This is a genomic window from Escherichia sp. MOD1-EC4550 (assembly GCF_963876935.1).
In the GTDB taxonomy this organism is placed as follows: domain Bacteria; phylum Pseudomonadota; class Gammaproteobacteria; order Enterobacterales; family Enterobacteriaceae; genus Escherichia; species Escherichia coli_F.
The window spans coordinates 63,082-85,051 of record NZ_CAWNSE010000018.1 but is presented as its reverse complement, the minus strand read 5'-3'; the positions used below and the strand labels follow the sequence as shown (position 1 = coordinate 85,051).

General features: G+C 50.9%; 24 protein-coding genes. 13 read left to right on the top strand and 11 right to left on the bottom strand.

Translation table 11 applies throughout. From position 1 onward, the window contains the following. Nucleotides 1-58 precede the first annotated feature (58 nt). From AACU19_RS23755 to rhaB, 5 genes are all read right to left on the bottom strand, one after another. Nucleotides 59-607: a PTS fructose transporter subunit IIA gene (locus AACU19_RS23755; protein WP_105279121.1), complete on the bottom strand. Its 549-nt coding sequence runs from the start codon at nucleotides 605-607 to the stop codon at nucleotides 59-61. Nucleotides 608-920: 313 nt separating this feature from the next. Then, nucleotides 921-1,235 carry an L-rhamnose mutarotase gene (gene rhaM, locus AACU19_RS15000; protein WP_000619503.1) on the bottom strand — a complete coding sequence of 105 codons (315 nt, stop codon included), beginning with the start codon at nucleotides 1,233-1,235 and terminating at the stop codon, nucleotides 921-923. 9 nt (nucleotides 1,236-1,244) lie between these two features. Continuing rightward, entirely contained in the window at nucleotides 1,245-2,069 is an 825-nt protein-coding gene (gene rhaD / locus AACU19_RS14995) for a rhamnulose-1-phosphate aldolase (protein WP_105279120.1), read from the bottom strand. Between the two features lie 82 nt (nucleotides 2,070-2,151). Continuing rightward, complete coding sequence (gene rhaA / locus AACU19_RS14990; RefSeq protein WP_105279119.1) at nucleotides 2,152-3,411, bottom strand: L-rhamnose isomerase; 1,260 nt, start codon at nucleotides 3,409-3,411, stop codon at nucleotides 2,152-2,154. Beyond that, nucleotides 3,408-4,877 (bottom strand): rhamnulokinase, encoded by a 1,470-nt coding sequence (gene rhaB, locus AACU19_RS14985; RefSeq protein WP_105279118.1) that lies wholly within the window; start codon nucleotides 4,875-4,877, stop codon nucleotides 3,408-3,410. Before rhaB ends, rhaA begins: the two co-directional genes overlap by 4 nt. Nucleotides 4,878-5,164: 287 nt before the next feature. Between rhaB and rhaS the strand changes: the two genes are divergently transcribed. Continuing rightward, entirely contained in the window at nucleotides 5,165-6,001 is an 837-nt protein-coding gene (gene rhaS / locus AACU19_RS14980; protein ID WP_000217153.1) for an HTH-type transcriptional activator RhaS, read from the top strand. 73 nt (nucleotides 6,002-6,074) lie between these two features. Continuing rightward, complete coding sequence (rhaR, locus tag AACU19_RS14975; protein ID WP_001361122.1) at nucleotides 6,075-6,923, top strand: HTH-type transcriptional activator RhaR; 849 nt, start codon at nucleotides 6,075-6,077, stop codon at nucleotides 6,921-6,923. On the opposite strand, the gene rhaT is transcribed toward rhaR, so the two are convergent. Beyond that, nucleotides 6,920-7,954 (bottom strand): L-rhamnose/proton symporter RhaT, encoded by a 1,035-nt coding sequence (rhaT, locus tag AACU19_RS14970; protein WP_105279117.1) that lies wholly within the window; start codon nucleotides 7,952-7,954, stop codon nucleotides 6,920-6,922. The two genes, rhaR and rhaT, sit on opposite strands and share 4 nt — an antisense overlap. Before the next feature lie 284 nt (nucleotides 7,955-8,238). Here rhaT and sodA point away from each other — a divergent pair, with 284 nt between their 5' ends. The 3 genes from sodA to yiiM all read left to right on the top strand — a co-directional run bounded on the left by sodA (nucleotide 8,239) and on the right by yiiM (nucleotide 10,925). Then, nucleotides 8,239-8,859 carry a superoxide dismutase [Mn] gene (gene sodA / locus AACU19_RS14965; RefSeq protein ID WP_001297064.1) on the top strand — a complete coding sequence of 207 codons (621 nt, stop codon included), beginning with the start codon at nucleotides 8,239-8,241 and terminating at the stop codon, nucleotides 8,857-8,859. A 259-nt stretch (nucleotides 8,860-9,118) separates the two neighbouring features. After that, nucleotides 9,119-10,102, top strand: a complete 984-nt coding sequence (kdgT, locus tag AACU19_RS14960) for a 2-keto-3-deoxygluconate transporter (protein ID WP_105279116.1) — start codon at nucleotides 9,119-9,121, stop codon at nucleotides 10,100-10,102. A gap of 148 nt (nucleotides 10,103-10,250) precedes the next feature. Beyond that, the gene (gene yiiM, locus AACU19_RS14955) at nucleotides 10,251-10,925 is read left to right on the top strand and encodes a 6-hydroxyaminopurine reductase (protein WP_105279115.1); all 675 of its coding nucleotides are present in this window, start codon (nucleotides 10,251-10,253) and stop codon (nucleotides 10,923-10,925) included. Between the two features lie 104 nt (nucleotides 10,926-11,029). Here the strand turns inward: yiiM and cpxA are convergent, their stop codons facing one another. Both cpxA and cpxR read right to left on the bottom strand, forming a co-directional pair. Then, nucleotides 11,030-12,403 (bottom strand): envelope stress sensor histidine kinase CpxA, encoded by a 1,374-nt coding sequence (gene cpxA / locus AACU19_RS14950; protein WP_000580426.1) that lies wholly within the window; start codon nucleotides 12,401-12,403, stop codon nucleotides 11,030-11,032. Beyond that, nucleotides 12,400-13,098, bottom strand: coding sequence for an envelope stress response regulator transcription factor CpxR (gene cpxR, locus AACU19_RS14945; RefSeq protein ID WP_001033722.1), 699 nt, complete (start codon nucleotides 13,096-13,098; stop codon nucleotides 12,400-12,402). Before cpxR ends, cpxA begins: the two co-directional genes overlap by 4 nt. Before the next feature lie 149 nt (nucleotides 13,099-13,247). Here cpxR and cpxP point away from each other — a divergent pair, with 149 nt between their 5' ends. From cpxP to cdh, 5 genes are all read left to right on the top strand, one after another. Beyond that, nucleotides 13,248-13,748, top strand: coding sequence for a cell-envelope stress modulator CpxP (gene cpxP / locus AACU19_RS14940; RefSeq protein ID WP_001223800.1), 501 nt, complete (start codon nucleotides 13,248-13,250; stop codon nucleotides 13,746-13,748). Between the two features lie 148 nt (nucleotides 13,749-13,896). After that, on the top strand, nucleotides 13,897-14,799 hold the full coding sequence (gene fieF / locus AACU19_RS14935; protein ID WP_001076748.1) for a CDF family cation-efflux transporter FieF: 903 nt from the start codon (nucleotides 13,897-13,899) through the stop codon (nucleotides 14,797-14,799). Between the two features lie 180 nt (nucleotides 14,800-14,979). Beyond that, the gene (gene pfkA / locus AACU19_RS14930) at nucleotides 14,980-15,942 is read left to right on the top strand and encodes a 6-phosphofructokinase (protein WP_001318165.1); all 963 of its coding nucleotides are present in this window, start codon (nucleotides 14,980-14,982) and stop codon (nucleotides 15,940-15,942) included. 318 nt (nucleotides 15,943-16,260) lie between these two features. Beyond that, nucleotides 16,261-17,250: a sulfate/thiosulfate ABC transporter substrate-binding protein Sbp gene (gene sbp, locus AACU19_RS14925; RefSeq protein ID WP_105279114.1), complete on the top strand. Its 990-nt coding sequence runs from the start codon at nucleotides 16,261-16,263 to the stop codon at nucleotides 17,248-17,250. Nucleotides 17,251-17,356: 106 nt separating this feature from the next. Beyond that, the gene (cdh, locus tag AACU19_RS14920; RefSeq protein WP_105279113.1) at nucleotides 17,357-18,112 is read left to right on the top strand and encodes a CDP-diacylglycerol diphosphatase; all 756 of its coding nucleotides are present in this window, start codon (nucleotides 17,357-17,359) and stop codon (nucleotides 18,110-18,112) included. Nucleotides 18,113-18,166: 54 nt separating this feature from the next. On the opposite strand, the gene tpiA is transcribed toward cdh, so the two are convergent. Together tpiA and AACU19_RS14910 are read right to left on the bottom strand one after the other, a co-directional pair. Beyond that, nucleotides 18,167-18,934 carry a triose-phosphate isomerase gene (tpiA, locus tag AACU19_RS14915; protein ID WP_001216325.1) on the bottom strand — a complete coding sequence of 256 codons (768 nt, stop codon included), beginning with the start codon at nucleotides 18,932-18,934 and terminating at the stop codon, nucleotides 18,167-18,169. 107 nt (nucleotides 18,935-19,041) lie between these two features. Beyond that, nucleotides 19,042-19,641 carry a YiiQ family protein gene (locus AACU19_RS14910; protein ID WP_105279112.1) on the bottom strand — a complete coding sequence of 200 codons (600 nt, stop codon included), beginning with the start codon at nucleotides 19,639-19,641 and terminating at the stop codon, nucleotides 19,042-19,044. A gap of 100 nt (nucleotides 19,642-19,741) precedes the next feature. Here AACU19_RS14910 and AACU19_RS14905 point away from each other — a divergent pair, with 100 nt between their 5' ends. The 3 genes from AACU19_RS14905 to uspD all read left to right on the top strand — a co-directional run bounded on the left by AACU19_RS14905 (nucleotide 19,742) and on the right by uspD (nucleotide 21,148). Next, complete coding sequence (locus AACU19_RS14905) at nucleotides 19,742-20,182, top strand: DUF805 domain-containing protein (RefSeq protein ID WP_000155255.1); 441 nt, start codon at nucleotides 19,742-19,744, stop codon at nucleotides 20,180-20,182. A gap of 211 nt (nucleotides 20,183-20,393) precedes the next feature. Then, complete coding sequence (locus AACU19_RS14900; RefSeq protein WP_000655986.1) at nucleotides 20,394-20,693, top strand: DUF406 domain-containing protein; 300 nt, start codon at nucleotides 20,394-20,396, stop codon at nucleotides 20,691-20,693. 26 nt (nucleotides 20,694-20,719) lie between these two features. Continuing rightward, complete coding sequence (gene uspD / locus AACU19_RS14895; RefSeq protein WP_000323553.1) at nucleotides 20,720-21,148, top strand: universal stress protein UspD; 429 nt, start codon at nucleotides 20,720-20,722, stop codon at nucleotides 21,146-21,148. Nucleotides 21,149-21,152: 4 nt separating this feature from the next. Here the strand turns inward: uspD and fpr are convergent, their stop codons facing one another. Then, nucleotides 21,153-21,899 (bottom strand): ferredoxin--NADP(+) reductase, encoded by a 747-nt coding sequence (gene fpr / locus AACU19_RS14890; protein ID WP_105279111.1) that lies wholly within the window; start codon nucleotides 21,897-21,899, stop codon nucleotides 21,153-21,155. Nucleotides 21,900-21,970 lie beyond the last annotated feature (71 nt).

Here is a 21,970-nt window from a genome sequence, read left to right as displayed (position 1 = left end):
AAACGCTTTATCCGACCTACACGTCGTTAAGCCGTGTCAAACGTGGATCCGACATCATTCACTCCTGACGAAGTAACGCTATACACCCTTCATATCCCGTTAGCCCGGCAATAGTCTCCGCCGGATACGTACATAGTACGCTTGCCAGAGAGCTGAATATTTTCAACTCGTGGCGCGCATCAGCGGCGGCACAGGCGATCAACACATGGTTAATGACTTCGTTATTCACCTCGAGCGGTTGGGCGAGGGTAATAAAAAATCCACGAAAACGGCGTTCCTGTTCGCTCCAGCCATGTGGGATGGCGAGACGATTAACAATCAGGTTTTCGCCTTCGCCGTCGCTGGCTTTCCAGTTAATGGCCTGTGCTTTGCGGGCGAATAACACGAAGGGTAGTTTAACGCAGGCGCTTTTACCGTGTGGTACGGCAATGCCAGAACCAAATCCCGTGGAGTGCATTTTTTCGCGTCGCAGTAGGATCTGCAGAAACGTATGAGAATCGGTAATGAAACCATTTTGACATGCTATTGTAGCCAGCTGTCTCAGAATGGAATAATCGCTATTGCCCTGAATATTCAAGGGAATACAGCTTGCAGTAAGAGCAGCCATTAATCGAACTCCATAAAATATATTTTAACCCATTGTAATGGTGGAGCGACTAAGTGATGAGAGTCGATATGTCGGCAAACGATGACAATTTGAGATAGAGGGAAAGGTCAGGTTTGCGGAGTAATGCAAATAATGGTTATTTAAATAAACGACATGAATCATTAATGAGTTATTCATTATTTTTGTGATTTGCTCATAATGTATCGGGGAAATATAACTTGCCTGGATATACTCATTGAAGGTGCAATATGTTTATTTTTTTAAGTAGAAATTAAAAGTATTGTGCCGGAGGCATCTCCGGCACATTGGGCAATTACGGCAGGTAAAACACTTCTTGCAGCTCGCTACTGACTGGGCTGTTATCCGGGTTAGCTGGCATAACGTCGGTCATATACTTCCACCAACGTTGGCAAACATCAGTACTGGCTACCGCATTCCACCGTTCTTCAGATTCAATCTCTACCGTGGCAAACAGCAGATTACGCGCTTTGTCGAGGTAAATGGCGTAGTTATGCGCACCGTGAGATTTCAACACTGCTTCCAGTTCCGGCCAGATTGGATTATGCCGACGCTGATACTCTTCGTGGGCGTCGGGGTTAACCTGCATGACAAAGGCTTTGCGGATCATATTTGCTCCTTACAGCGCCAGCGCACTGGCAAGTGGTGTAACGCCGAAACGCTGGCCGAGTGCTATCAGCTCTTCACGACTGATGGTCTGTTTCATGCCGCCCATCGAATAAACCTTCACTAATACTTGTGCTGATTTTTCTGCGGTGTCGATTAAACCGAATGTTTCATCCAGTGTCGGACCGCTGCCGAAGACGCCGTGGAAGGGCCACAACACCAGCGAATGTTTTTGCATTTCCTGTGCGGTCGCCTGGCCGATTTCGTCCGTGCCGGGCACCATCCACGGCAAAATGCCGACGCCATCCGGGAACACTACCAGACACTCGGTGCTGCCTTCCCAAAGCTGGCGAGTGAAGAGCGCGGTGTCGTTTTCCAGTACGTAGGTAAGGGCGATCAGGTTGGTGGCGTGGCAGTGCATGATCACCCGATCTTTACCGTTGGTGGCTTTAATGCGCTCGCAGTGGGAAAGGAAGTGAGCCGGAAGTTCAGAGGTTGGAACGGCTTCGTGAGTTAGCCCCCAGAGAATGTGGTAGCCCGCGCCGTCGCTGTCGACTTTTACGACGCCTAAGTTAGCCGCAGGATCAAGCTGGACGTTACGGAAGAATTTGCCGGAGCCGGTGACAATAAACGGTGTATTTGCCAGTAAAGGCATGGGCTGGCTGAGCGGGATATAGCGCGGTTGTGCATGAAAGTTGTCGTGATACGGTGCGATATCGGCGTCATCCAGGCGCAGCGTCAGGTTACCACCATTGCGCTCGTCCCAGCCTTTCAGCCAGGCGTCGGTGGTGGCTTTGATCATTCCCTGGAGAAACCAGGACTGGGTAATGTTTTGCATATTCTGTGTTCCTGTAAATTCGGTGTTGTCGGATGCACGACCCGTAGGCCGGATAAGGCGCTCGCGCCGCATCCGGCAGTGTTTACCCACGCTGGCTCAAAATTTCTTTTTCATAAGCCCGCACGCTTTCCAGCCATTCGCTACCCGCTGGGGTATCGTGACGCTGACAATACATTTCCCACACCGCCTGCCACGGCAACGATTTCTGCTCTTCCAGTAGCGCCAGACGCGCAGTGTAATCGCCAGCTGCTTCCAGCTTGCGCAGCTCAGCGGTAGGTTCCAGCAACGCACGCAGCAGGGCTTTTTTCATATTGCGTGTACCAATGACCCACGCGGCAATGCGGTTGATAGAGGCATCAAAGAAATCGAGACCGATATGTACCCGGTCGAACAGATCGTGACGAACAATCTCACTGGCAATCGCCTGAGTTTCATCATCCAGTAGCACTACGTGATCGCTGTCCCAGCGAACCGGACGGCTGACGTGCAGCAGCAACTGCGGCACATACAGCATGGCGGCGGAAATCTTGTCGGAAATCACTTCAGTTGGGTGGAAATGTCCGGCATCCAGGCACAGCGCCGTCTGGCGGCTGGTGGCATACCCCATGTAAAACTCATTGGAGCCAACCGTGTAGCTCTCCGCGCCAATACCAAACAATTTGCTCTCAACGGCGTCGATATGGTGCGCAGGATCCAGCTTCTCGCTGATCACTTCATCCAGTGCTGCCAGTAAACGCTGGCGCGGGGCGAGACGGTCAACGGTGATATCTTTCATGCCATCCGGGATCCAGATGTTCATCACCGACGGTGTGCCGAGTTGCTCGCCAAAATAGGCTGAAACACGGCGGCTGGCTTTGCAGTGATCAATCCAGAACTGGCGAATGCTGTCGTCGGCATGGGAAAGCGTAAAGCCATCGGCGCTTAGCGGATGCGAAAAACAGGAGGGGTTAAAATCCAGACCGAGCTGATTGGTTTTCGCCCATTCAACCCAGTTTTTGAAGTGCTCTGGTTTGATTTGGTCGCGCGAGACTGGCGTGTCTGATTCCAGATAGATGGCATGTAAATTCAGCCGTTTCGGCCCCGGAATCAGCCGCATCGCCTGTTCCAGATCGGCACGTAGCTCGCTGGCATTACGCGCTTTGCCCGGATAATTGCCAGTAGCCTGAATCCCACCGGTCAGCGAACCTTCCGGGTTTTCAAAACCGGAAACATCATCGCCCTGCCAGCAGTGCATTGAAACGGGTAAACGATCAAGTTGGCGCAGCGCCTCCTCGACATCAATCCCTACTGCCGCGAAACGCTGTTTCGCCAGCTCCCAGGCCTGTTCCAGTTGAGTGGTCATGCGCAAAGCTCCTTTGTCTGTCGTGTAGAGTGAATCTGCGCCACATAGTGGGCAATTTCACTGTCAGGATTAGGGGTAAAGGTGGTCAGATTCGCGGTGGTGCTGACGACCTGACGGAAATCATCCACATTGTTGAGTTCATCCAGCGTCATTAACTGGATGCCGATATTGCCGAGCGTCGAGGCTTCAACAGGCCCGGCAATCACCCGAATACCGCAGGCATCGGCACATAGCTGATTGAGCAGCGTGTTCTGGCAGCCGCCGCCGACAATATGCAGTTGCGAGAAATCTTCACCGCGCAGTTGCGCCAGCTCATGCAACACATCGGCATACAGCAGCGCCAGACTGTCGAAAATACAGCGCGCCAGCTCAGCATCACTTTCCGGGATCGGTTGCGCCGTTTCCCGACACGCAGCCTGAATTTCGCTGCACATCTCGTCAGGATTAATAAAGCGATCGTCATTGGGATTGATGATAAAGCGGCAGGCCGGGAGTGCCTGTGTCGCGGCGATAAGCGCCGGAAGATCGTTGATTTGCCGCTCCTGAAGCACCCGCTGAAGCAGCCATAAGCCCATGATATTTTTCAGCACCCGATAGCGACCTTCCGCCCCACCTTCATTGGTGATGTTGGCTGCCAGCGCCGTGTCATTGGTAAATGGCGTCTGGCTTTCGAAGCCCATCAATGACCAGGTGCCAGAAGAGAGATAAGCGGCGCGTGAACCATTTAACGGCGAGGCGATAACCGCGCTGGCGGTATCATGGCTGGCAACGGCGACGACAGGAATTGCATTACCTTGCGGGCAAATCCAGTGACCAATGACATTACCCGGATGCGTCGGGCGACCAAACCAGGCTTTGTTGGCCCCGCTCCACGCCAGTAGCGTTTCGTCCCAGTCGTCGCTATTGATATTGACCAGTTGCGTGGTGGTGGCGTTGGTATACTCCCAGTTCATCTTGCCGGTCAGGCGATAACTAAAGTAATCCGGCATCAGCAGAGCGTGAGCAATGTGTGGAATAAGTTCAGGTTGTTGCTCCGTCAGCGCACGCAACTGATAAAGCGTATTGAAGGGTAGAAATTGTATGCCGCTACGCTGATAAATATCGCGTTTGCCGAGTTGCTGTTGTGCCTGCGTCATCAGACCATGGGTGCGGCTATCGCGATAAGCAACGGGCAGACCCACACGCTTACCCTGTAGGTCGAGCAGCACAAAGTCCACGCCCCAGGTATCAATCCCAATGCTATCGATACGAATCCCTTGCTCGCACACCTTGTTTAATCCAAGGCGAATGGCACTTTCCAGGCTATCCACATCCCAGGTGACATAACCGTTCTGGCTATGCAGGCCATTGTTAAAACGATGGATTTCGCGCAGCGTCAGGCTGCGGCATTCACGCTCGTAACGCGCCAGCATCACGCGCCCACTGGATGCGCCGAGATCGACGGCGACACAATTGCGAAAGGTCATAATGTGATCCTGCTGAATTTCATTACGACCAGTCTAAAAAGCGCCTGAATTCGCGACCTTCTCGTTACTGACAGGAAAATGGGCCATTGGCAACCAGGGAAAGATGAACGTGATGATGTTCACAATTTGCTGAATTGTGGTGATGTGATGCTTACCGCATTTCCTGAAAATTCACGCTGTATCTTGAAAAATCGACGTTTTTTACGTGGTTTTCCGTCGAAAATTTAAGGTAAGAACCTGACCTCGTGATTACTATTTCGCCGTGTTGACGACATCAGGAGGCCAGTATGACCGTATTACATAGTGTGGATTTTTTTCCGTCTGGTAACGCGTCCGTGGCGATAGAACCCCGGCTCCCGCAGGCGGATTTTCCTGAACATCATCATGATTTTCATGAAATTGTGATTGTCGAACATGGCACGGGTATTCATGTGTTTAATGGGCAGCCCTATACCATCACCGGTGGGACGGTCTGTTTCGTACGCGATCATGATCGGCATCTGTATGAACATACCGATAATCTGTGTCTGACCAATGTGCTGTATCGCTCGCCGGATCGATTTCAGTTTCTCGCCGGGCTGAATCAGTTGCTGCCACAAGAGCAGGATGGGCAGTATCCGTCTCACTGGCGCGTTAACCACAGCGTGTTGCAGCAGGTGCGACAGCTGGTTGCACAGATGGAACAGCAGGAAGGGGAAAATGATTTACCCTCGACCGCCAGTCGCGAGATCTTGTTTATGCAATTACTGCTCTTGCTGCGTAAAAGCAGTTTGCAGGAGAACCTGGAAAACAGCGCATCACGTCTCAACTTGCTTCTGGCCTGGCTGGAGGACCATTTTGCCGATGAGGTAAATTGGGATGCCGTGGCGGATCAATTTTCTCTTTCGCTGCGTACGCTACATCGGCAGCTTAAGCAGAAAACGGGACTGACGCCTCAGCGTTACCTGAACCGCCTGCGACTGATGAAAGCCCGACATCTGCTACGCCACAGCGAGGCCAGCGTTACTGACATCGCCTATCGCTGCGGATTTAGTGACAGTAACCACTTTTCGACGCTTTTTCGCCGAGAGTTTAACTGGTCACCGCGTGATATTCGCCAGGGACGGGATGGCTTTCTGCAATAACGCGAATCTTCTCAACGTATTTGTACGCCATATTGCGAATAATCAACTTCGTTCTCTGGCCGAGGTAGCCACGGTGGCGCATCAGTTAAAACTTCTCAAAGATGATTTTTTTGCCAGCGACCAGCAGGCAGTCGCTGTGGCTGACCGTTATCCGCAAGATGTCTTTGCTGAACATACACATGATTTTTGTGAGCTGGTAATTGTCTGGCGCGGTAATGGTCTGCATGTACTCAACGATCGCCCTTATCGCATTACCCGTGGCGATCTCTTTTACATTCATGCTGACGATAAACACTCCTACGCTTCCGTTAACGATCTGGTTTTGCAGAATATTATTTATTGCCCGGAGCGGCTGAAGCTGAATCTTGACTGGCAGGGGGCGATTCCGGGATTTAGCGCCAGCGCAGGGCAACCACACTGGCGCTTAGGTAGCATGGGGATGGCACAGGCGCGGCAGGTTATCGGTCAGCTTGAGCATGAAAGTAGTCAGCATGTGCCGTTTGCTAACGAAATGGCAGAGTTGCTGTTCGGGCAGTTGGTGATGTTGCTGAATCGCCATCGTTACACCAGTGATTCGTTGCCGCCAACATCCAGCGAAACGTTGCTGGATAAGCTGATTACCCGGCTGGCGGCTAGCCTGAAAAGTCCCTTTGCGCTGGATGAATTTTGTGATGAGGCATCGTGCAGTGAGCGCGTTTTGCGTCAGCAATTTCGCCAGCAGACTGGAATGACCATCAATCAATATCTGCGGCAGGTCAGAGTGTGTCATGCGCAATATCTTCTCCAGCATAGCCGCCTGTTAATCAGTGATATTTCAACCGAATGTGGCTTTGAAGATAGTAACTATTTTTCGGTGGTGTTTACCCGGGAAACCGGGATGACGCCCAGCCAGTGGCGTCATCTCAATTCGCAGAAAGATTAATTCGCCATGCCCATGCCGACGATGTTGGCGGCGACAATAATCACCACACAACCGAGGCTCAACACCGTTACCGGATGGCGACCTGCATTGTTCCACTCTTTCAGCACCAGCCCGACGATACCGCCGCACAATACATAGAAGCTCATATGCAGCATCCAGCTGATGTAGTCATACTGCGCCGGAATGCGGGCGTGGCCCCAGGCATAGAAAAAGAATTGCAGATACCACATCAAACCGCCCAGTGCCGAGAGTAACACGTTGTGAATGATCAGCGGTTTTGCCAGCGAAAAGTCGGCTTTTAGCGACAAATCCTTCACTTTTGCCAGACGAATGAAGCAGAAACCGAGGTTGATGATCGCGCCGCCTCCCATGATGACAACATAGCTTGGCAGAGCGACATACAGTGGATCGACGCCCAGTGCGGCAGCGGCTTCATGCATCGGTTTTGCGGCGTTCATCGCAAAGGACATCCCGGCAGAGAAAATGCCGCACATCACCGCCAGCAGCAGCCCTTTTTTCAGATTGAACTCTTCGGCTTTAATGCCCATTTTGCGCTCTTTTAACTGCCCGGCACGGGTCACAATCCCTACACCAATCAGCGCTACCAGAACGCCGAGCAACGTCATGCGTCCGCCTTCAGTATTAATCAGAACATCGAAATTGCCGTTGATAATTGGCGTCATCAGCGTACCAACAATCAACGTAATGCCAATGGCGATGCCAATTCCCATCGACATGCCGAGATAACGCATGGTCAGGCCGTAGTTGATATTACCGATCCCCCACATAGCACCGAACAGAAAAACAGGCAGCAGTGTAGAGAGACTAAACGAGCTGTAATACGCCCAGAAATTCGGTAGTAACAGGGCGCTGATGGCCCACGGCAGAATAATCCACGAAACAATCCCACCGACTGACCACATGGTTTCCCATGACCATTTCTTTACTTTTTTGAACGGCGCGTAAAAACAGGCTGCACTGGCCGCGCCGATCAAATGCCAAAATATCCCCATCGTAATCGCGTTACTCATCTTCTTATCCTCATCATTTTTCGTCGCGTCACATCTCCGACGAGATGAGTGTAAAAATCGTGCTGTCGATTAACCTTTCGCCTGTTGCCGCCGTTGTCGATTTACTGGCAATCACGGCATTAAGTGGGTGATTCGCTTCACATCTCGGGCATTTTCCTGCAAAACCATACCCTTACGAAAAGTACGGCATTGATAATCATTTTCAATATCATTTAATTAACTATAATGAACCAACTGCTTACGCGGCATTAACAATCGGCCGCCCGACAATACTGGAGATGAATATGAGCTATACCCTGCCATCCCTGCCGTATGCTTACGATGCCCTGGAACCGCACTTCGATAAGCAGACCATGGAAATCCACCACACCAAACACCATCAGACCTACGTCAACAACGCCAACGCGGCGCTGGAAAGCCTGCCAGAATTTGCCAACCTGCCGGTTGAAGAGCTGATCACCAAACTGGACCAGCTGCCAGCAGACAAGAAAACCGTACTGCGCAACAACGCTGGCGGTCACGCTAACCACAGCCTGTTCTGGAAAGGTCTGAAAAAAGGCACCACCTTACAGGGTGACCTGAAAGCGGCTATCGAACGTGACTTCGGCTCCGTTGATAACTTCAAAGCAGAATTTGAGAAAGCGGCAGCTTCCCGCTTTGGTTCCGGCTGGGCGTGGCTGGTACTGAAAGGCGATAAACTGGCGGTGGTTTCTACTGCTAACCAGGACTCCCCGCTGATGGGTGAAGCCATTTCTGGCGCTTCCGGCTTCCCGATTCTGGGCCTGGATGTGTGGGAACACGCTTACTACCTGAAATTCCAGAACCGCCGCCCGGACTACATCAAAGAGTTCTGGAACGTGGTGAACTGGGATGAAGCAGCGGCACGTTTTGCGGCGAAAAAATAATCATTTGCCGCCTGCTGCAATGAGGCGTTTACGCCGCATATCAGCTTAAAAAATGAACCATCGCCAACGGCGGTGGTTTTTTTGTGATCAATTTCAAAATAAAAACAATGATCCGATAAAAATAAAACAGTGTTTCAATTGATGTGGTTTTGATCACTTTTATTGATTAAATGAATGTCTATCTTCGTTTTCATCAACACTGATGCTCCGTTGAGGAATTACGCATCAGCCCTTAAAAATATGCCGACAGGTGATGGAAATGCAGATAAAACGCTCGATTGAAAAAATCCCGGGGGGGATGATGCTCGTCCCGCTATTCCTTGGCGCACTGTGCCACACCTTCTCGCCGGGGGCGGGGAAATATTTTGGATCATTCACCAACGGGATGATTACCGGTACGGTGCCCATTCTGGCGGTGTGGTTTTTTTGCATGGGGGCGTCAATAAAATTAAGCGCGACGGGAACGGTATTGCGTAAATCCGGTACGCTGGTGGTAACAAAAATTGCCGTCGCGTGGGTGGTTGCGGCAATTGCCTCGCGCATTCTTCCGGAACATGGTGTTGAAGTTGGATTCTTTGCCGGACTTTCAACGCTGGCGCTGGTGGCGGCGATGGATATGACCAACGGCGGACTTTACGCTTCCATCATGCAGCAGTACGGTACGAAAGAAGAAGCTGGGGCATTTGTGTTGATGTCATTGGAGTCCGGGCCGCTCATGACGATGATTATTCTGGGCACTGCCGGGATTGCCTCGTTTGAACCGCATGTTTTCGTCGGCGCAGTATTACCGTTCCTGGTGGGCTTTGCCCTTGGGAACCTTGACCCTGAATTACGAGAATTTTTCAGCAAAGCGGTGCAGACGCTGATTCCATTCTTTGCCTTCGCGCTGGGCAATACCATTGATTTGACTGTAATTGCCCAGACAGGTTTGCTGGGGATCCTGTTGGGTGTGGCAGTAATTATCGTGACCGGTATTCCGTTGATTATCGCCGATAAATTGATTGGCGGTGGCGATGGCACTGCCGGAATTGCCGCTTCCAGTTCCGCAGGGGCCGCGGTAGCGACACCTGTGCTGATTGCAGAAATGGTGCCTGCGTTTAAACCGATGGCTCCGGCAGCAACTTCCCTGGTCGCGACGGCGGTCATTGTGACTTCGATTCTGGTGCCAATTCTTACCTCTATCTGGTCACGTAAAGTCAAAGCCAGAGTGGCGAAAATCGAAATTTTAGGCACGGTAAAATAAACCTGCTTCCTTAATCCCCACAGCCGGATGAACTAACGTTCGTCCGGTTTGCGATTGAGCTCCTGCCTGGATACATACCGCGAAAACAGCACGCCTGACATAAAATAAATATGGTCTAATGGGGAAATTTCTCGTGGAGAGGGAACAGATGCGATATCCGGTTGATGTATACACAGGCAAGATTCAGGCTTATCCCGAAGGCAAACCCAGCGCAATTGCCAAAATCCAGGTTGATGGTGAGTTGATGCTGACGGAGCTGGGGCTGGAAGGTGACGAACAGGCGGAGAAAAAGATCCACGGCGGGCCAGACAGAGCGCTGTGTCATTATCCTCGTGAGCATTATCTCTACTGGGCGCGGGAATTTCCGGAACAGGCGGAGCTGTTTGTTGCGCCTGCGTTTGGCGAAAATCTCTCAACCGACGGTCTGACGGAAAGTAATGTTTATATTGGTGATATTTTCCGCTGGGGAGAGGCATTAATTCAGGTCAGCCAGCCACGCTCACCTTGCTATAAACTCAATTACCATTTTGATATCAGCGACATAGCGCAGTTGATGCAAAACACGGGTAAAGTGGGGTGGTTGTATAGCGTGATTGCGCCAGGGTTGGTATCTGCTGATGCGCCGCTGGAGTTGGTTTCCCGTGTCAGTGATGTGACCGTGCAGGAGGCTGCTGCCATCGCATGGCATATGCCGTTTGATGACGAGCAGTATCACCGTTTACTCTCCGCTGCCGGGTTATCGAAAAGCTGGACGCGGACGATGCAGAAACGCCGACTGAGCGGCAAAATCGAAGATTTTTCACGGCGGTTGTGGGGAAAATAACCCCCGGAGAGTAGGCCTGATAAGACGCGACTAGCGTCGCATCAGGCATCATGCTCAGATGCCGGATGCGGCGTAACGCCTTATCTGGCCTACAAATGCGGAGTTTAACTCCGCTTATACAGCGGCAGCCAAATCACCAGCCGCAAACCGCCCAGCGGGCTGTCTTCTGCCTTCACCCAACCACGGTGCTGCTGGATAGCTGTTTCGACAATCGCCAGCCCTAAGCCCGTACCGCCAGATTCACGATCGCGCGCTTCATCGGTGCGATAGAACGGACGGAAAATCTGCTCGCGATCTTCCGGGCTAACGCCAGGACCATCGTCGTCCACCGTAATGGTGATACCATCTTTATCTACCGCAAAGCCCACCTCAATCTTCGTATGGGAATAACGCAGAGCATTACGAACAATGTTTTCCAGCGCACTTTCCAGAGCGTTCGGGTTGCCATACAGAGGCCACGGCCCAGGCGGGAAGTTAACCGTAAACGACTTGCCCATTTGTTCCGCTTCGAACGCCGCGTTATCCAGCACTTCACCCCACAACTGGTTAGCTTTCAATGTCTCGCTCACCAGCGCGTTTTTCTGCTGATTACGTGACATCACCAACAGGTCGTTGATCATGCTGTCCAGACGCTGGGCTTCGGTTTCAATACGCTCCAGTTCCTTGCTTTCACCACTACGACGGCGCAATAACGCCGTACCCAGTTGCAGGCGCGTCAGTGGCGTGCGCAGTTCGTGAGAGATATCAGAAAGCAGACGCTGCTGAGAGGTCATCATGCGCTCCAGCGCGGTGACCATCTGGTTAAAACTGGCACCAGCGGCAAGAAATTCCTGTGGCCCCGCTTCAAGTTCCGGGTGCTGGCGTAAGTTTCCCTGGGCAACTTCATCGGCCGCGTTTTTCAGCTTACGCGCCGGTTTTGCCAGACTCCAGGCCAACCACAACAGCAGCGGCGTACTGACCAGCATGGTGACAATCAGCAGTAATAGCGGGCGGTCAAACAGTAAGTTAATGAAATCGGATTGAGAACTGCTGGCCGGACGAATCAGATACAGTTGGTAATTATCTTCGCCATCACGCACGGAGAACGGACCGACCAGTTCCACGCGGCCATACTTTTTCTTCTGCGGATGATCGGCGTTATCGGCCTGGCCAATAAAGTTGCGAATGATCTGCATTTCGCTGCGTTCAGCGCCGATCACGCGGCCCTCGGTGGTCACCAATAACAAACGCTGTCCTGGCGGTGCCCACTTATCAATCGCCCGGAACAGACGCCGCCACCACATTAAATCGTTGGGCGGATCGTTCGCCAGTTCCGCTTCGACATGCTGCTCAATCATCAGCCCCTGACGCTGTTCGCTATCCAGAAGCTCGGTCATCTGGCGTGAATCGAGCTTGGGTAACATCAAAACCAACATCAACACCAGCGCCAGCGTCAGCCAGAAGATGGCGAAGATGCGCGCGGTTAAGCTGCCTATCATGAAGCAGAAACCATCAGATAGCCGCGACCACGCAAGGTTTTAAACCACGGGTGACCATCTTTACGATCCGGCAGTTTACGACGCAGGTTGGAAATGTGCATATCGATAGCGCGGTCGAAAGGCGTCAGGCGTTTGCCCAGCACTTCCTGGCTTAAATGCTCACGGGAAACCACCTGACCCAGATGCTGTGCCAGCAAATAGAGCAGGGTAAACTCAGTGCCGGTTAACTCCAGCGTTTGCCCGTCGAAGCTGGCTTCCTGACGGCCTGGATTCAGCACTAAAGCATCAACTTCCAGTGTCGGTGAACCGTTGTCGTTGTTTTGCTGTTGCTCGCTCCAGTGCGAACGGCGCAGGATCGCGCGAATACGTGCCACCAGCTCACGATCATTAAACGGTTTCGGGAGATAGTCATCTGCGCCCAGCTCAAGGCCGAGAACGCGATCAAGTTCACTGCCGCGCGCCGTCAACATAATGACAGGCGTCTGGTGTGTCTGGCGAAGTGCTTTTAATGTGTCGATACCATTTTTCTTCGGCATCATGACATCAAGCAAAAGTAAATCAATGCTGTCGTCCAGAAGATCAAGCGCCTGTTCCCCATCGTGGGCAACAATCACGTTGAAGCCTTCCATCTCGAGCAGCTCCTTTAACAGGGAAGTCAGCTCTCGGTCATCATCAACTAACAGGATTTTATTCATTGTTTAAATACCTCCGAGGCAGAAATTACGTCATCAGACGTCGCTAATCCATGACTTTACGTTGTTTTACACCCCCTGACGCATGTTTGCAGCCTGAATCGTAAACTCTCTATCGTTGAATCGCGACAGAAAGATTTTGGGAGCAAATGATGCGCATAGTTACCGCTGCCGTCATGGCCTCAACGCTGGCAGTCAGTTCATTAAGCCACGCTGCTGAAGTCGGTTCAGGCGATAACTGGCATCCGGGTGAAGAACTTACGCAGCGCAGTACGCAGAGCCATATGTTCGACGGCATAAGTTTAACCGAACATCAGCGTCAGCAGATGCGAGATCTTATGCAACAGGCCCGGCACGAACAGCCTCCTGTTAATGTTAGCGAACTGGAGACAATGCATCGCCTTGTCACCGCAGAAAATTTTGATGAAAACGCTGTGCGCGCACAGGCAGAAAAAATGGCGAATGAGCAAATTGCTCGTCAGGTTGAGATGGCAAAAGTCCGCAACCAAATGTATCGCCTGTTAACGCCGGAGCAGCAAGCGGTTTTAAACGAGAAACATCAACAACGAATGGAGCAGTTGCGCGACGTGACGCAATGGCAAAAAAGTTCATCGTTGAAGCTATTGAGTAGTAGCAACTCACGTTCCCAGTAGTAAACCCTGTTTTCCTTGCCATAGACACCATCCCTGTCTTCCCCCACATGATGTGGGGGTTTTTTTTATCCTCAATTTGCCTACTGCTTAATGCATTGCAGATGATTTGCTTCCGTTATACTACCGTCAGTTGATAGCGGGAGTATTTATGAATCAATCTTATGGACGGCTGGTCAGTCGGGCGGCGATTGCTGCAACGGCGATGGCTTCGCTGCTATTGCTGATTAAAATTTTTGCATGGTGGTATACCGGGTCGGTGAGTATTCTCGCCGCGCTGGTGGATTCGCTGGTGGATATCGGCGCGTCGTTGACGAATTTACTGGTGGTGCGATATTCCCTGCAACCTGCCGACGATAATCACTCGTTTGGTCACGGTAAAGCTGAGTCCCTCGCGGCGCTGGCGCAAAGTATGTTTATCTCCGGTTCGGCACTATTCCTGTTTTTGACGGGTATTCAACATCTGGTATCTCCAACACCGATGACAGATCCAGGCGTCGGGGTTATCGTGACAATTGTGGCGCTAATTTGTACGATTATCCTTGTCTCGTTTCAGCGGTGGGTGGTGCGCCGGACGCAAAGCCAGGCGGTGCGGGCTGATATGCTACATTACCAGTCTGATGTTATGATGAACGGCGCAATTCTGCTGGCGCTGGGGTTGTCCTGGTACGGCTGGCATCGCGCCGATGCTCTGTTTGCATTGGGAATCGGCATCTATATTTTATATAGCGCGTTACGCATGGGATATGAGGCGGTACAGTCATTACTGGATCGCGCATTACCTGATGAGGAACGGCAAGAAATTATTGATATCGTGACTTCCTGGCCGGGTGTTAGCGGCGCTCACGATCTTCGCACGCGGCAGTCAGGGCCGACCCGCTTTATTCAGATTCATTTGGAAATGGAAGACTCTCTGCCTTTGGTTCAGGCACATATGGTGGCGGATCAGGTAGAGCAGGCTATTTTACGGCGTTTTCCGGGATCGGATGTGATTATCCATCAGGACCCCTGTTCCGTCGTACCCAGGGAGGGTAAACGGTCTATGCTTTCATAATCAGTATAAAAGAGAGCCAGACCCGCATTTTGTGTATAAAATACCGCCATTTGGCCTGACCTGAATCAATTCAGCAGGAAGTGATTGTTATACTATTTGCACATTCGTTGGATCACTTCGATGTGCAAGAAGACTTCCGGCAACAGATTTCATTTTGCATTCCAAAGTTCAGAGGTAGTCATGATTAAGAAAATCGGTGTGTTGACAAGCGGCGGTGATGCGCCAGGCATGAACGCCGCAATTCGCGGGGTTGTTCGTTCTGCGCTGACAGAAGGTCTGGAAGTAATGGGTATTTATGACGGCTATCTGGGTCTGTATGAAGACCGTATGGTACAGCTAGACCGTTACAGCGTGTCTGACATGATCAACCGTGGCGGTACGTTCCTCGGTTCTGCGCGTTTCCCGGAATTCCGCGACGAGAACATCCGCGCCGTGGCTATCGAAAACCTGAAAAAACGTGGTATCGACGCGCTGGTGGTTATCGGCGGTGACGGTTCCTACATGGGTGCAATGCGTCTGACCGAAATGGGCTTCCCGTGCATCGGCCTGCCGGGCACTATCGACAACGACATCAAAGGCACTGACTACACTATCGGTTTCTTCACTGCGCTGAGCACCGTTGTAGAAGCGATCGACCGCCTGCGTGACACCTCTTCTTCTCACCAGCGTATTTCCGTGGTGGAAGTGATGGGGCGTTACTGTGGCGATCTGACGCTGGCTGCGGCCATCGCCGGTGGTTGTGAATTCGTTGTGGTTCCGGAAGTTGAATTCAGCCGTGAAGACCTGGTAAACGAAATCAAAGCGGGTATCGCGAAAGGTAAGAAACACGCCATTGTGGCGATTACCGAACACATGTGTGATGTTGACGAACTGGCGCATTTCATCGAGAAAGAAACTGGTCGTGAAACCCGTGCAACTGTGTTGGGCCACATTCAGCGTGGTGGTTCTCCGGTGCCTTACGACCGTATTCTGGCTTCCCGTATGGGTGCTTACGCCATTGAACTGCTGCTGGCAGGTTACGGCGGTCGTTGTGTAGGTATCCAGAACGAACAGCTGGTTCACCACGACATCATCGACGCTATCGAAAACATGAAGCGTCCGTTCAAAGGCGACTGGCTGGACTGCGCGAAAAAACTGTATTAATGATTTCGGAAAAAGGCAGATTCCTTTAGCCTGAAACCGATGACAGAAGCAAAATGCCTGATGCGCTTCGCTTATCAGGCCTACATGAATTCTGCAATTTATTGAATTTGCAAACTTTTGTAGGCCGTATAAGGCGTTCGCGCCGCATATGGCATGGACAAAGCGCACTTTGTCAGCAATATGAGGCGGATTTCTTCCGCCTTTTTAATCCCCCAGCATATACCCGCAAGTTATAGCCAATCTTTTTTTATTCTTTAATGTTTGGTTAACCTTCTGGCACGCTTTGCTCATCACAACACAACATAAGAGAGTCGGGCGATGAACAAGTGGGGCGTAGGGTTAACATTTTTGCTGGCGGCAACCAGCGTTTTGGCGAAGGATATTCAGCTTCTTAACGTTTCATATGATCCAACGCGCGAATTGTACGAACAGTACAACAAAGCATTCAGTGCCCACTGGAAACAGCAAACTGGCGATAACGTGGTGATTCGTCAGTCACACGGTGGTTCAGGCAAACAAGCGACGTCGGTAATCAATGGTATTGAAGCTGATGTTGTCACTCTGGCTCTGGCCTATGACGTGGACGCAATTGCGGAACGCGGGCGGATTGATAAAGAGTGGATCAAACGTCTGCCGGATAACTCCGCACCGTACACTTCCACCATTGTTTTCCTGGTACGTAAGGGCAATCCGAAGCAGATCCATGACTGGAACGATCTGATTAAACCGGGTGTTTCGGTGATCACGCCTAATCCGAAAAGCTCTGGTGGCGCGCGCTGGAACTATCTGGCTGCCTGGGGCTACGCGCTGCACCACAACAACAACGATCAGGCAAAAGCGCAGGATTTTGTTCGGGCACTGTATAAAAACGTCGAAGTTCTGGATTCTGGCGCGCGCGGCTCCACTAACACTTTTGTCGAGCGCGGAATTGGCGATGTACTGATTGCCTGGGAAAACGAAGCTCTGCTGGCAGCGAATGAACTGGGGAAAGATAAATTCGAAATCGTCACGCCGAGTGAGTCTATCCTCGCAGAGCCAACCGTGTCGGTGGTCGATAAAGTGGTTGAGAAAAAAGGTACTAAAGAGGTGGCGGAAGCCTACCTGAAATATCTCTACTCGCCAGAAGGTCAGGAAATTGCCGCGAAAAACTACTACCGTCCGCGCGACGCTGAGGTAGCGAAAAAGTACGAAAATGCGTTTCCAAAATTGAAGTTATTCACCATTGATGAAGAGTTCGGCGGCTGGACGAAAGCGCAAAAAGAGCATTTTGCTAACGGCGGTACGTTCGATCAGATCAGCAAACGCTGATTTCCCCAGGATAATTATCAACCCCGGTGGTTTCTCGCGGCCGGGTTTTTTATTTGTCACGATTTTGCGTTACCCTTGCATCTCTTTGAGGTACAGGGAAAAAAATATGAAAAAAGCGGGTCTTCTTTTTTTGGTGATGATAGTTATCGCCGTTGTGGCTGCCGGTATTGGTTACTGGAAATTAACCGGTGAAGAGTCGGATACATTACGTAAGATTGTCCTTGAGGAATGTTTGCCCAATCAGCAGCAAAATCAAAATCCTTCGCCATGTGCGGAAGTCAAACCTAATGCCGGATACGTGGTTTTAAAAGATCTTAATAGCCCACTGCAATATCTGTTGATGCCAACGTATCGTATTAACGGTACTGAAAGTCCTTTGTTGACCGATCCTTCAACGCCGAACTTCTTTTGGTTGGCCTGGCAGGCGCGTGATTTTATGAGCAAAAAATACGGCCAGCCGGTTCCCGATCGCGCGGTTTCTTTGGCGATCAACTCCCGCACCGGACGTACGCAAAACCATTTTCATATTCATATCTCTTGTATTCGCCCTGATGTGCGCGAACAGCTGGATAATAATCTGGCGAACATCAGCAGTCGCTGGTTGCCGCTGCCAGGTGGCTTGCGCGGGCATGAATACCTGGCGCGTCGGGTAACGGAAAGCGAACTGGTACAACGCAGCCCATTTATGATGCTTGCAGAAGAAGTGCCTGAGGCGCGGGAACATATGGGAAGCTACGGGCTGGCGATGGTGCGGCAGAGTGATAATTCGTTTGTGTTGCTGGCGACACAACGAAATCTACTGACGCTGAACCGTGCTTCAGCCGAGGAAATCCAGGATCATCAGTGTGAGATTTTGCGTTAAGGCGAGGAGTTAAGGAAAGTAAGTGCCGGATATGAAATCCGGCACCTGTCAGACTTAAGCCTGTTTAGCCGCTTCTGCAGCTTTAACGATCACTGCGAAAGCGTCAGCTTTCAGAGAAGCACCGCCAACCAGCGCGCCGTCGATGTCTGGCTGAGCAAACAGTTCTGCAGCGTTAGACGCGTTTACAGAGCCGCCGTACTGGATGATCACTTGTTCAGCGATGTTAGCGTCAACTTTAGCGATGTGGTCACGGATGAATTTGTGAACAGCCTGTGCCTGCGCCGGAGTTGCCGATTTGCCAGTACCGATTGCCCATACTGGTTCGTAAGCGATTACCGCACCTTCGAATGCTGCAGCACCCTGAGTTTTCAGTACCGCGTCGATCTGACGTGCACAAACTTCTTCAGTTTTGCCCGCTTCGTTTTCAGCTTCGGTTTCACCGATGCACAGAACCGGAGTCAGACCCTGCTCTTTCAGCACCGCGAATTTTTTCGCGATCAGTTCGTCAGACTCTTTGTGGTAAGTACGACGTTCAGAGTGGCCGATGATGATGTACTGTGCGCCGATGTCTTTCAGCATAGCAGCAGAGGTTTCACCGGTGAATGCGCCGGACAGGTTCAGGTCCACGTTTTGCGCACCCAGCATGATGTGGCTGCCTTCAGCTTCGCGCTTCGCCATATCGATGTACATTTCCGGTGGTGCGATTGCAACCGCACAGCCAGCAACACCTGCCAGCTCTTTACGCAGGTTAGAAACCAGCTCGTGAACCATGTGGCGGCTGCCGTTCAGTTTCCAGTTACCCATCACTAAAGGATGTCGCATTTTAATTCTCCACGCTTATAAGCGAATAAAGGAAGATGGCCGCCCCGCAGGGCAGCAGGTCTGTGAAACAGTATAGAGATTCATCGGCACAAAGGCTTTGCTTTTTGTCATTTATTCAAACCTTCAAGCGATTCAGATAGCGCCAGCTTAATCGGTTCAACAGCGAAGGTCAGCCCCTTTTCGCCGTTATCCGCGACAACATAGCGTAGTGCACCTTCAGTCTCGGTGTAATAACGTTTGTTTTTCCCCGCCGTTAGCAGTGACTGCAGCTTTTTCTGGCTTTGTGTTTTAGTCATTAATGGGGTGAGTGTGCGGATCACCGCCGCCATGTATTCCTGTGCTTTCGCTTTCGCGGCTTTTTGCTCTGGCCCCTGGATAGGTAGCCAGGTCATTTGAATACTTTTGATTTTTAAGGTGCCGCGCTCCAGTGCTGTAGAAGCATACAAGTTCTCATTAATTTTACTGGCAGCGCGAGTGAGATTGGCTTTGTCGGGGCTACTGTCGATGGCACGAAATTCGTTCAGTGGCAGGTTGGGATTCTGGCTGTTAAAGTCTTCTCGAAACTGGCTGATGGAGAGATCGAAAGTAGGAGCTCCAGCCAGCAGATAAGGCGCGGTCGTTGCCGTATCTGGTGTTTGTGCATGCACCGTTGTTGTAACGGTTAATGCAGAACATAAGAGAAAAAACAGCGTACACCCTGGCTTCATTGACAGTACCTTTTGTTATGACTGGCTCCGATTAAAACGATATCTGTCGCCCTTGTCAAAAGGGTAGAATCCTGGAAAAGACAACCATCAAGGAACTTACATGACCATACAGCAATGGTTATTCTCATTTAAAGGGCGTATTGGACGCCGTGATTTCTGGATTTGGATAGGCCTGTGGTTCGCAGGCATGTTGGTGCTTTTCTCACTGGCGGGTAAAAATTTACTCGATATTCAGACCGCGGCGTTTTGCCTTGTGTGCTTGCTTTGGCCAACAGCGGCAGTAACCGTTAAGCGCTTGCATGATCGCGGGCGTTCCGGCGCATGGGCATTTCTGATGATTGTGGCGTGGATGCTGCTGGCGGGTAACTGGGCGATTTTACCTGGTGTCTGGCAATGGGCGGTGGGGCGTTTTGTCCCGACGTTGATTCTGGTGATGATGCTTATCGATCTTGGTGCGTTTGTTGGCACACAAGGCGAAAATAAATATGGTAAAGATACCGAGGATGTGAAGTATAAAGCCGACAATAAATCAAGTAATTAACCTTTAATATATCTCTTACTGCTATTTTTTTCCGGGTTTGTTATTTCCACGTTGAAAATGACAATGCCCGGAAAATCCTTCTGATCTCTTCACCTTAAGCAATATCAAAAAAAATGGTAATCCATAAGATCATTACTTGTTTGTTCTTCCCTTAACGGCGCATTATTCTTAAGTCGTAATCGACAGAGAGGCGAATATACAGAGGTGCCCTATGAAAGATGTCGTAGATAAATGCAGTACTAAAGGATGTGCGATTGATATCGGTACGGTGATTGATAACGACAACTGTACCAGTAAGTTTTCGCGCTTTTTTGCCACCCGCGAAGAAGCAGAGTCCTTTATGACTAAACTGAAAGAGCTTGCCGCCGCTGCATCCTCTGCGGATGAAGGGGCCAGCGTGGCCTATAAGATTAAGGATCTGGAGGGGCAAGTTGAGCTTGATGCGGCCTTCACCTTCTCATGCCAGGCCGAGATGATTATTTTTGAGTTATCACTGCGTTCGTTAGCTTGATGGAGTTGCTTTAGAAGGAGTTAAACATGGCTTATAAACACATTGGCGTGGCAATTTCCGGGAATGAAGAAGATGCCTTACTGGTGAATAAAGCCCTGGAGCTCGCCAGACATAATGACGCTCACCTGACGTTAATTCATATTGATGATGGCTTAAGCGAGTTGTATCCGGGTATCTACTTCCCTGCAACAGAGGATATTCTTCAATTGTTGAAGAATAAGTCGGATAACAAGCTGTATAAACTGACGAAAAATATTCAATGGCCGAAGACAAAACTGCGTATTGAACGTGGGGAAATGCCGGAAACACTGCTGGATATTATGCAACAAGAGCAGTGCGACCTCCTTGTCTGTGGTCATCACCACTCATTTATCAACCGTTTGATGCCGGCATACCGCGGGATGATCAATAAGTTGAAAGCGGATCTGCTCATCGTGCCGTTTATCGATAAGTAACCGCTTACCAGTAATGCTCCGCTGTCATATGGCCCGGTCGACGACGTAAATGTTTCGTCATCTGCCGGGTTTCTTTTAGCAACTGTTGCGTATCGCGAACCATCTGTGGATTGCCGCACAGCATCACATGGCTGGTTTCTTTATCCATCGGCAAGCCCACCGCACTTTCCAGTTCACCACTTTCAATTAACGCCGGTATTCGCCCGGTGAGCGAACCCGCCGCCGTTTCCCGACTGACCACCGTCTGAATGCGCAGTTTCCCTTCGTAGCGTTTTTCCAGTTCTTGCATCAGTGGCAAATAGCTTAAGTCGGCGGCATAACGTGCGGCGTGAACCAGAACCAGACTTTTGAAGCGATCTAAATCTTTGCCCAGTTGCAGAATTGATAAATAAGGGCCAATCGCTGTACCGGTTGCCAGCATCCACAGTGTTTCGCAGTCAGGGACCTCATCCAGCACAAAGAAGCCAGCTGCTTCGCTAACCACCTGTACTTCATCGCCCGGTTTCAGTGCCGCTAATCGTGGGCTTAATTTTCCATCGGGCACGGTCACCAGGTAAAACTCCAGATCGGGATTATCAGGAGAGTTAACGTAGGAATAGGCACGCTGGACGCGTTCGCCGTCAATTTCAAGGCCTAGTTTGGTAAATTGCCCGGCAGTAAATGGAAGCACGGGAGCGTGAACGGTGAGACTAAACAGGGCGTCGGTCCAGTTCTGCACTTTAGTGACTTTGCCTGTTACCCAATCAGCCATGTTTTTCTCCTGTTTTGATTGACTTGCCTTATCTTCGTTCTCCGAACAAAAAAATTCCAGTCCCGAAGGAC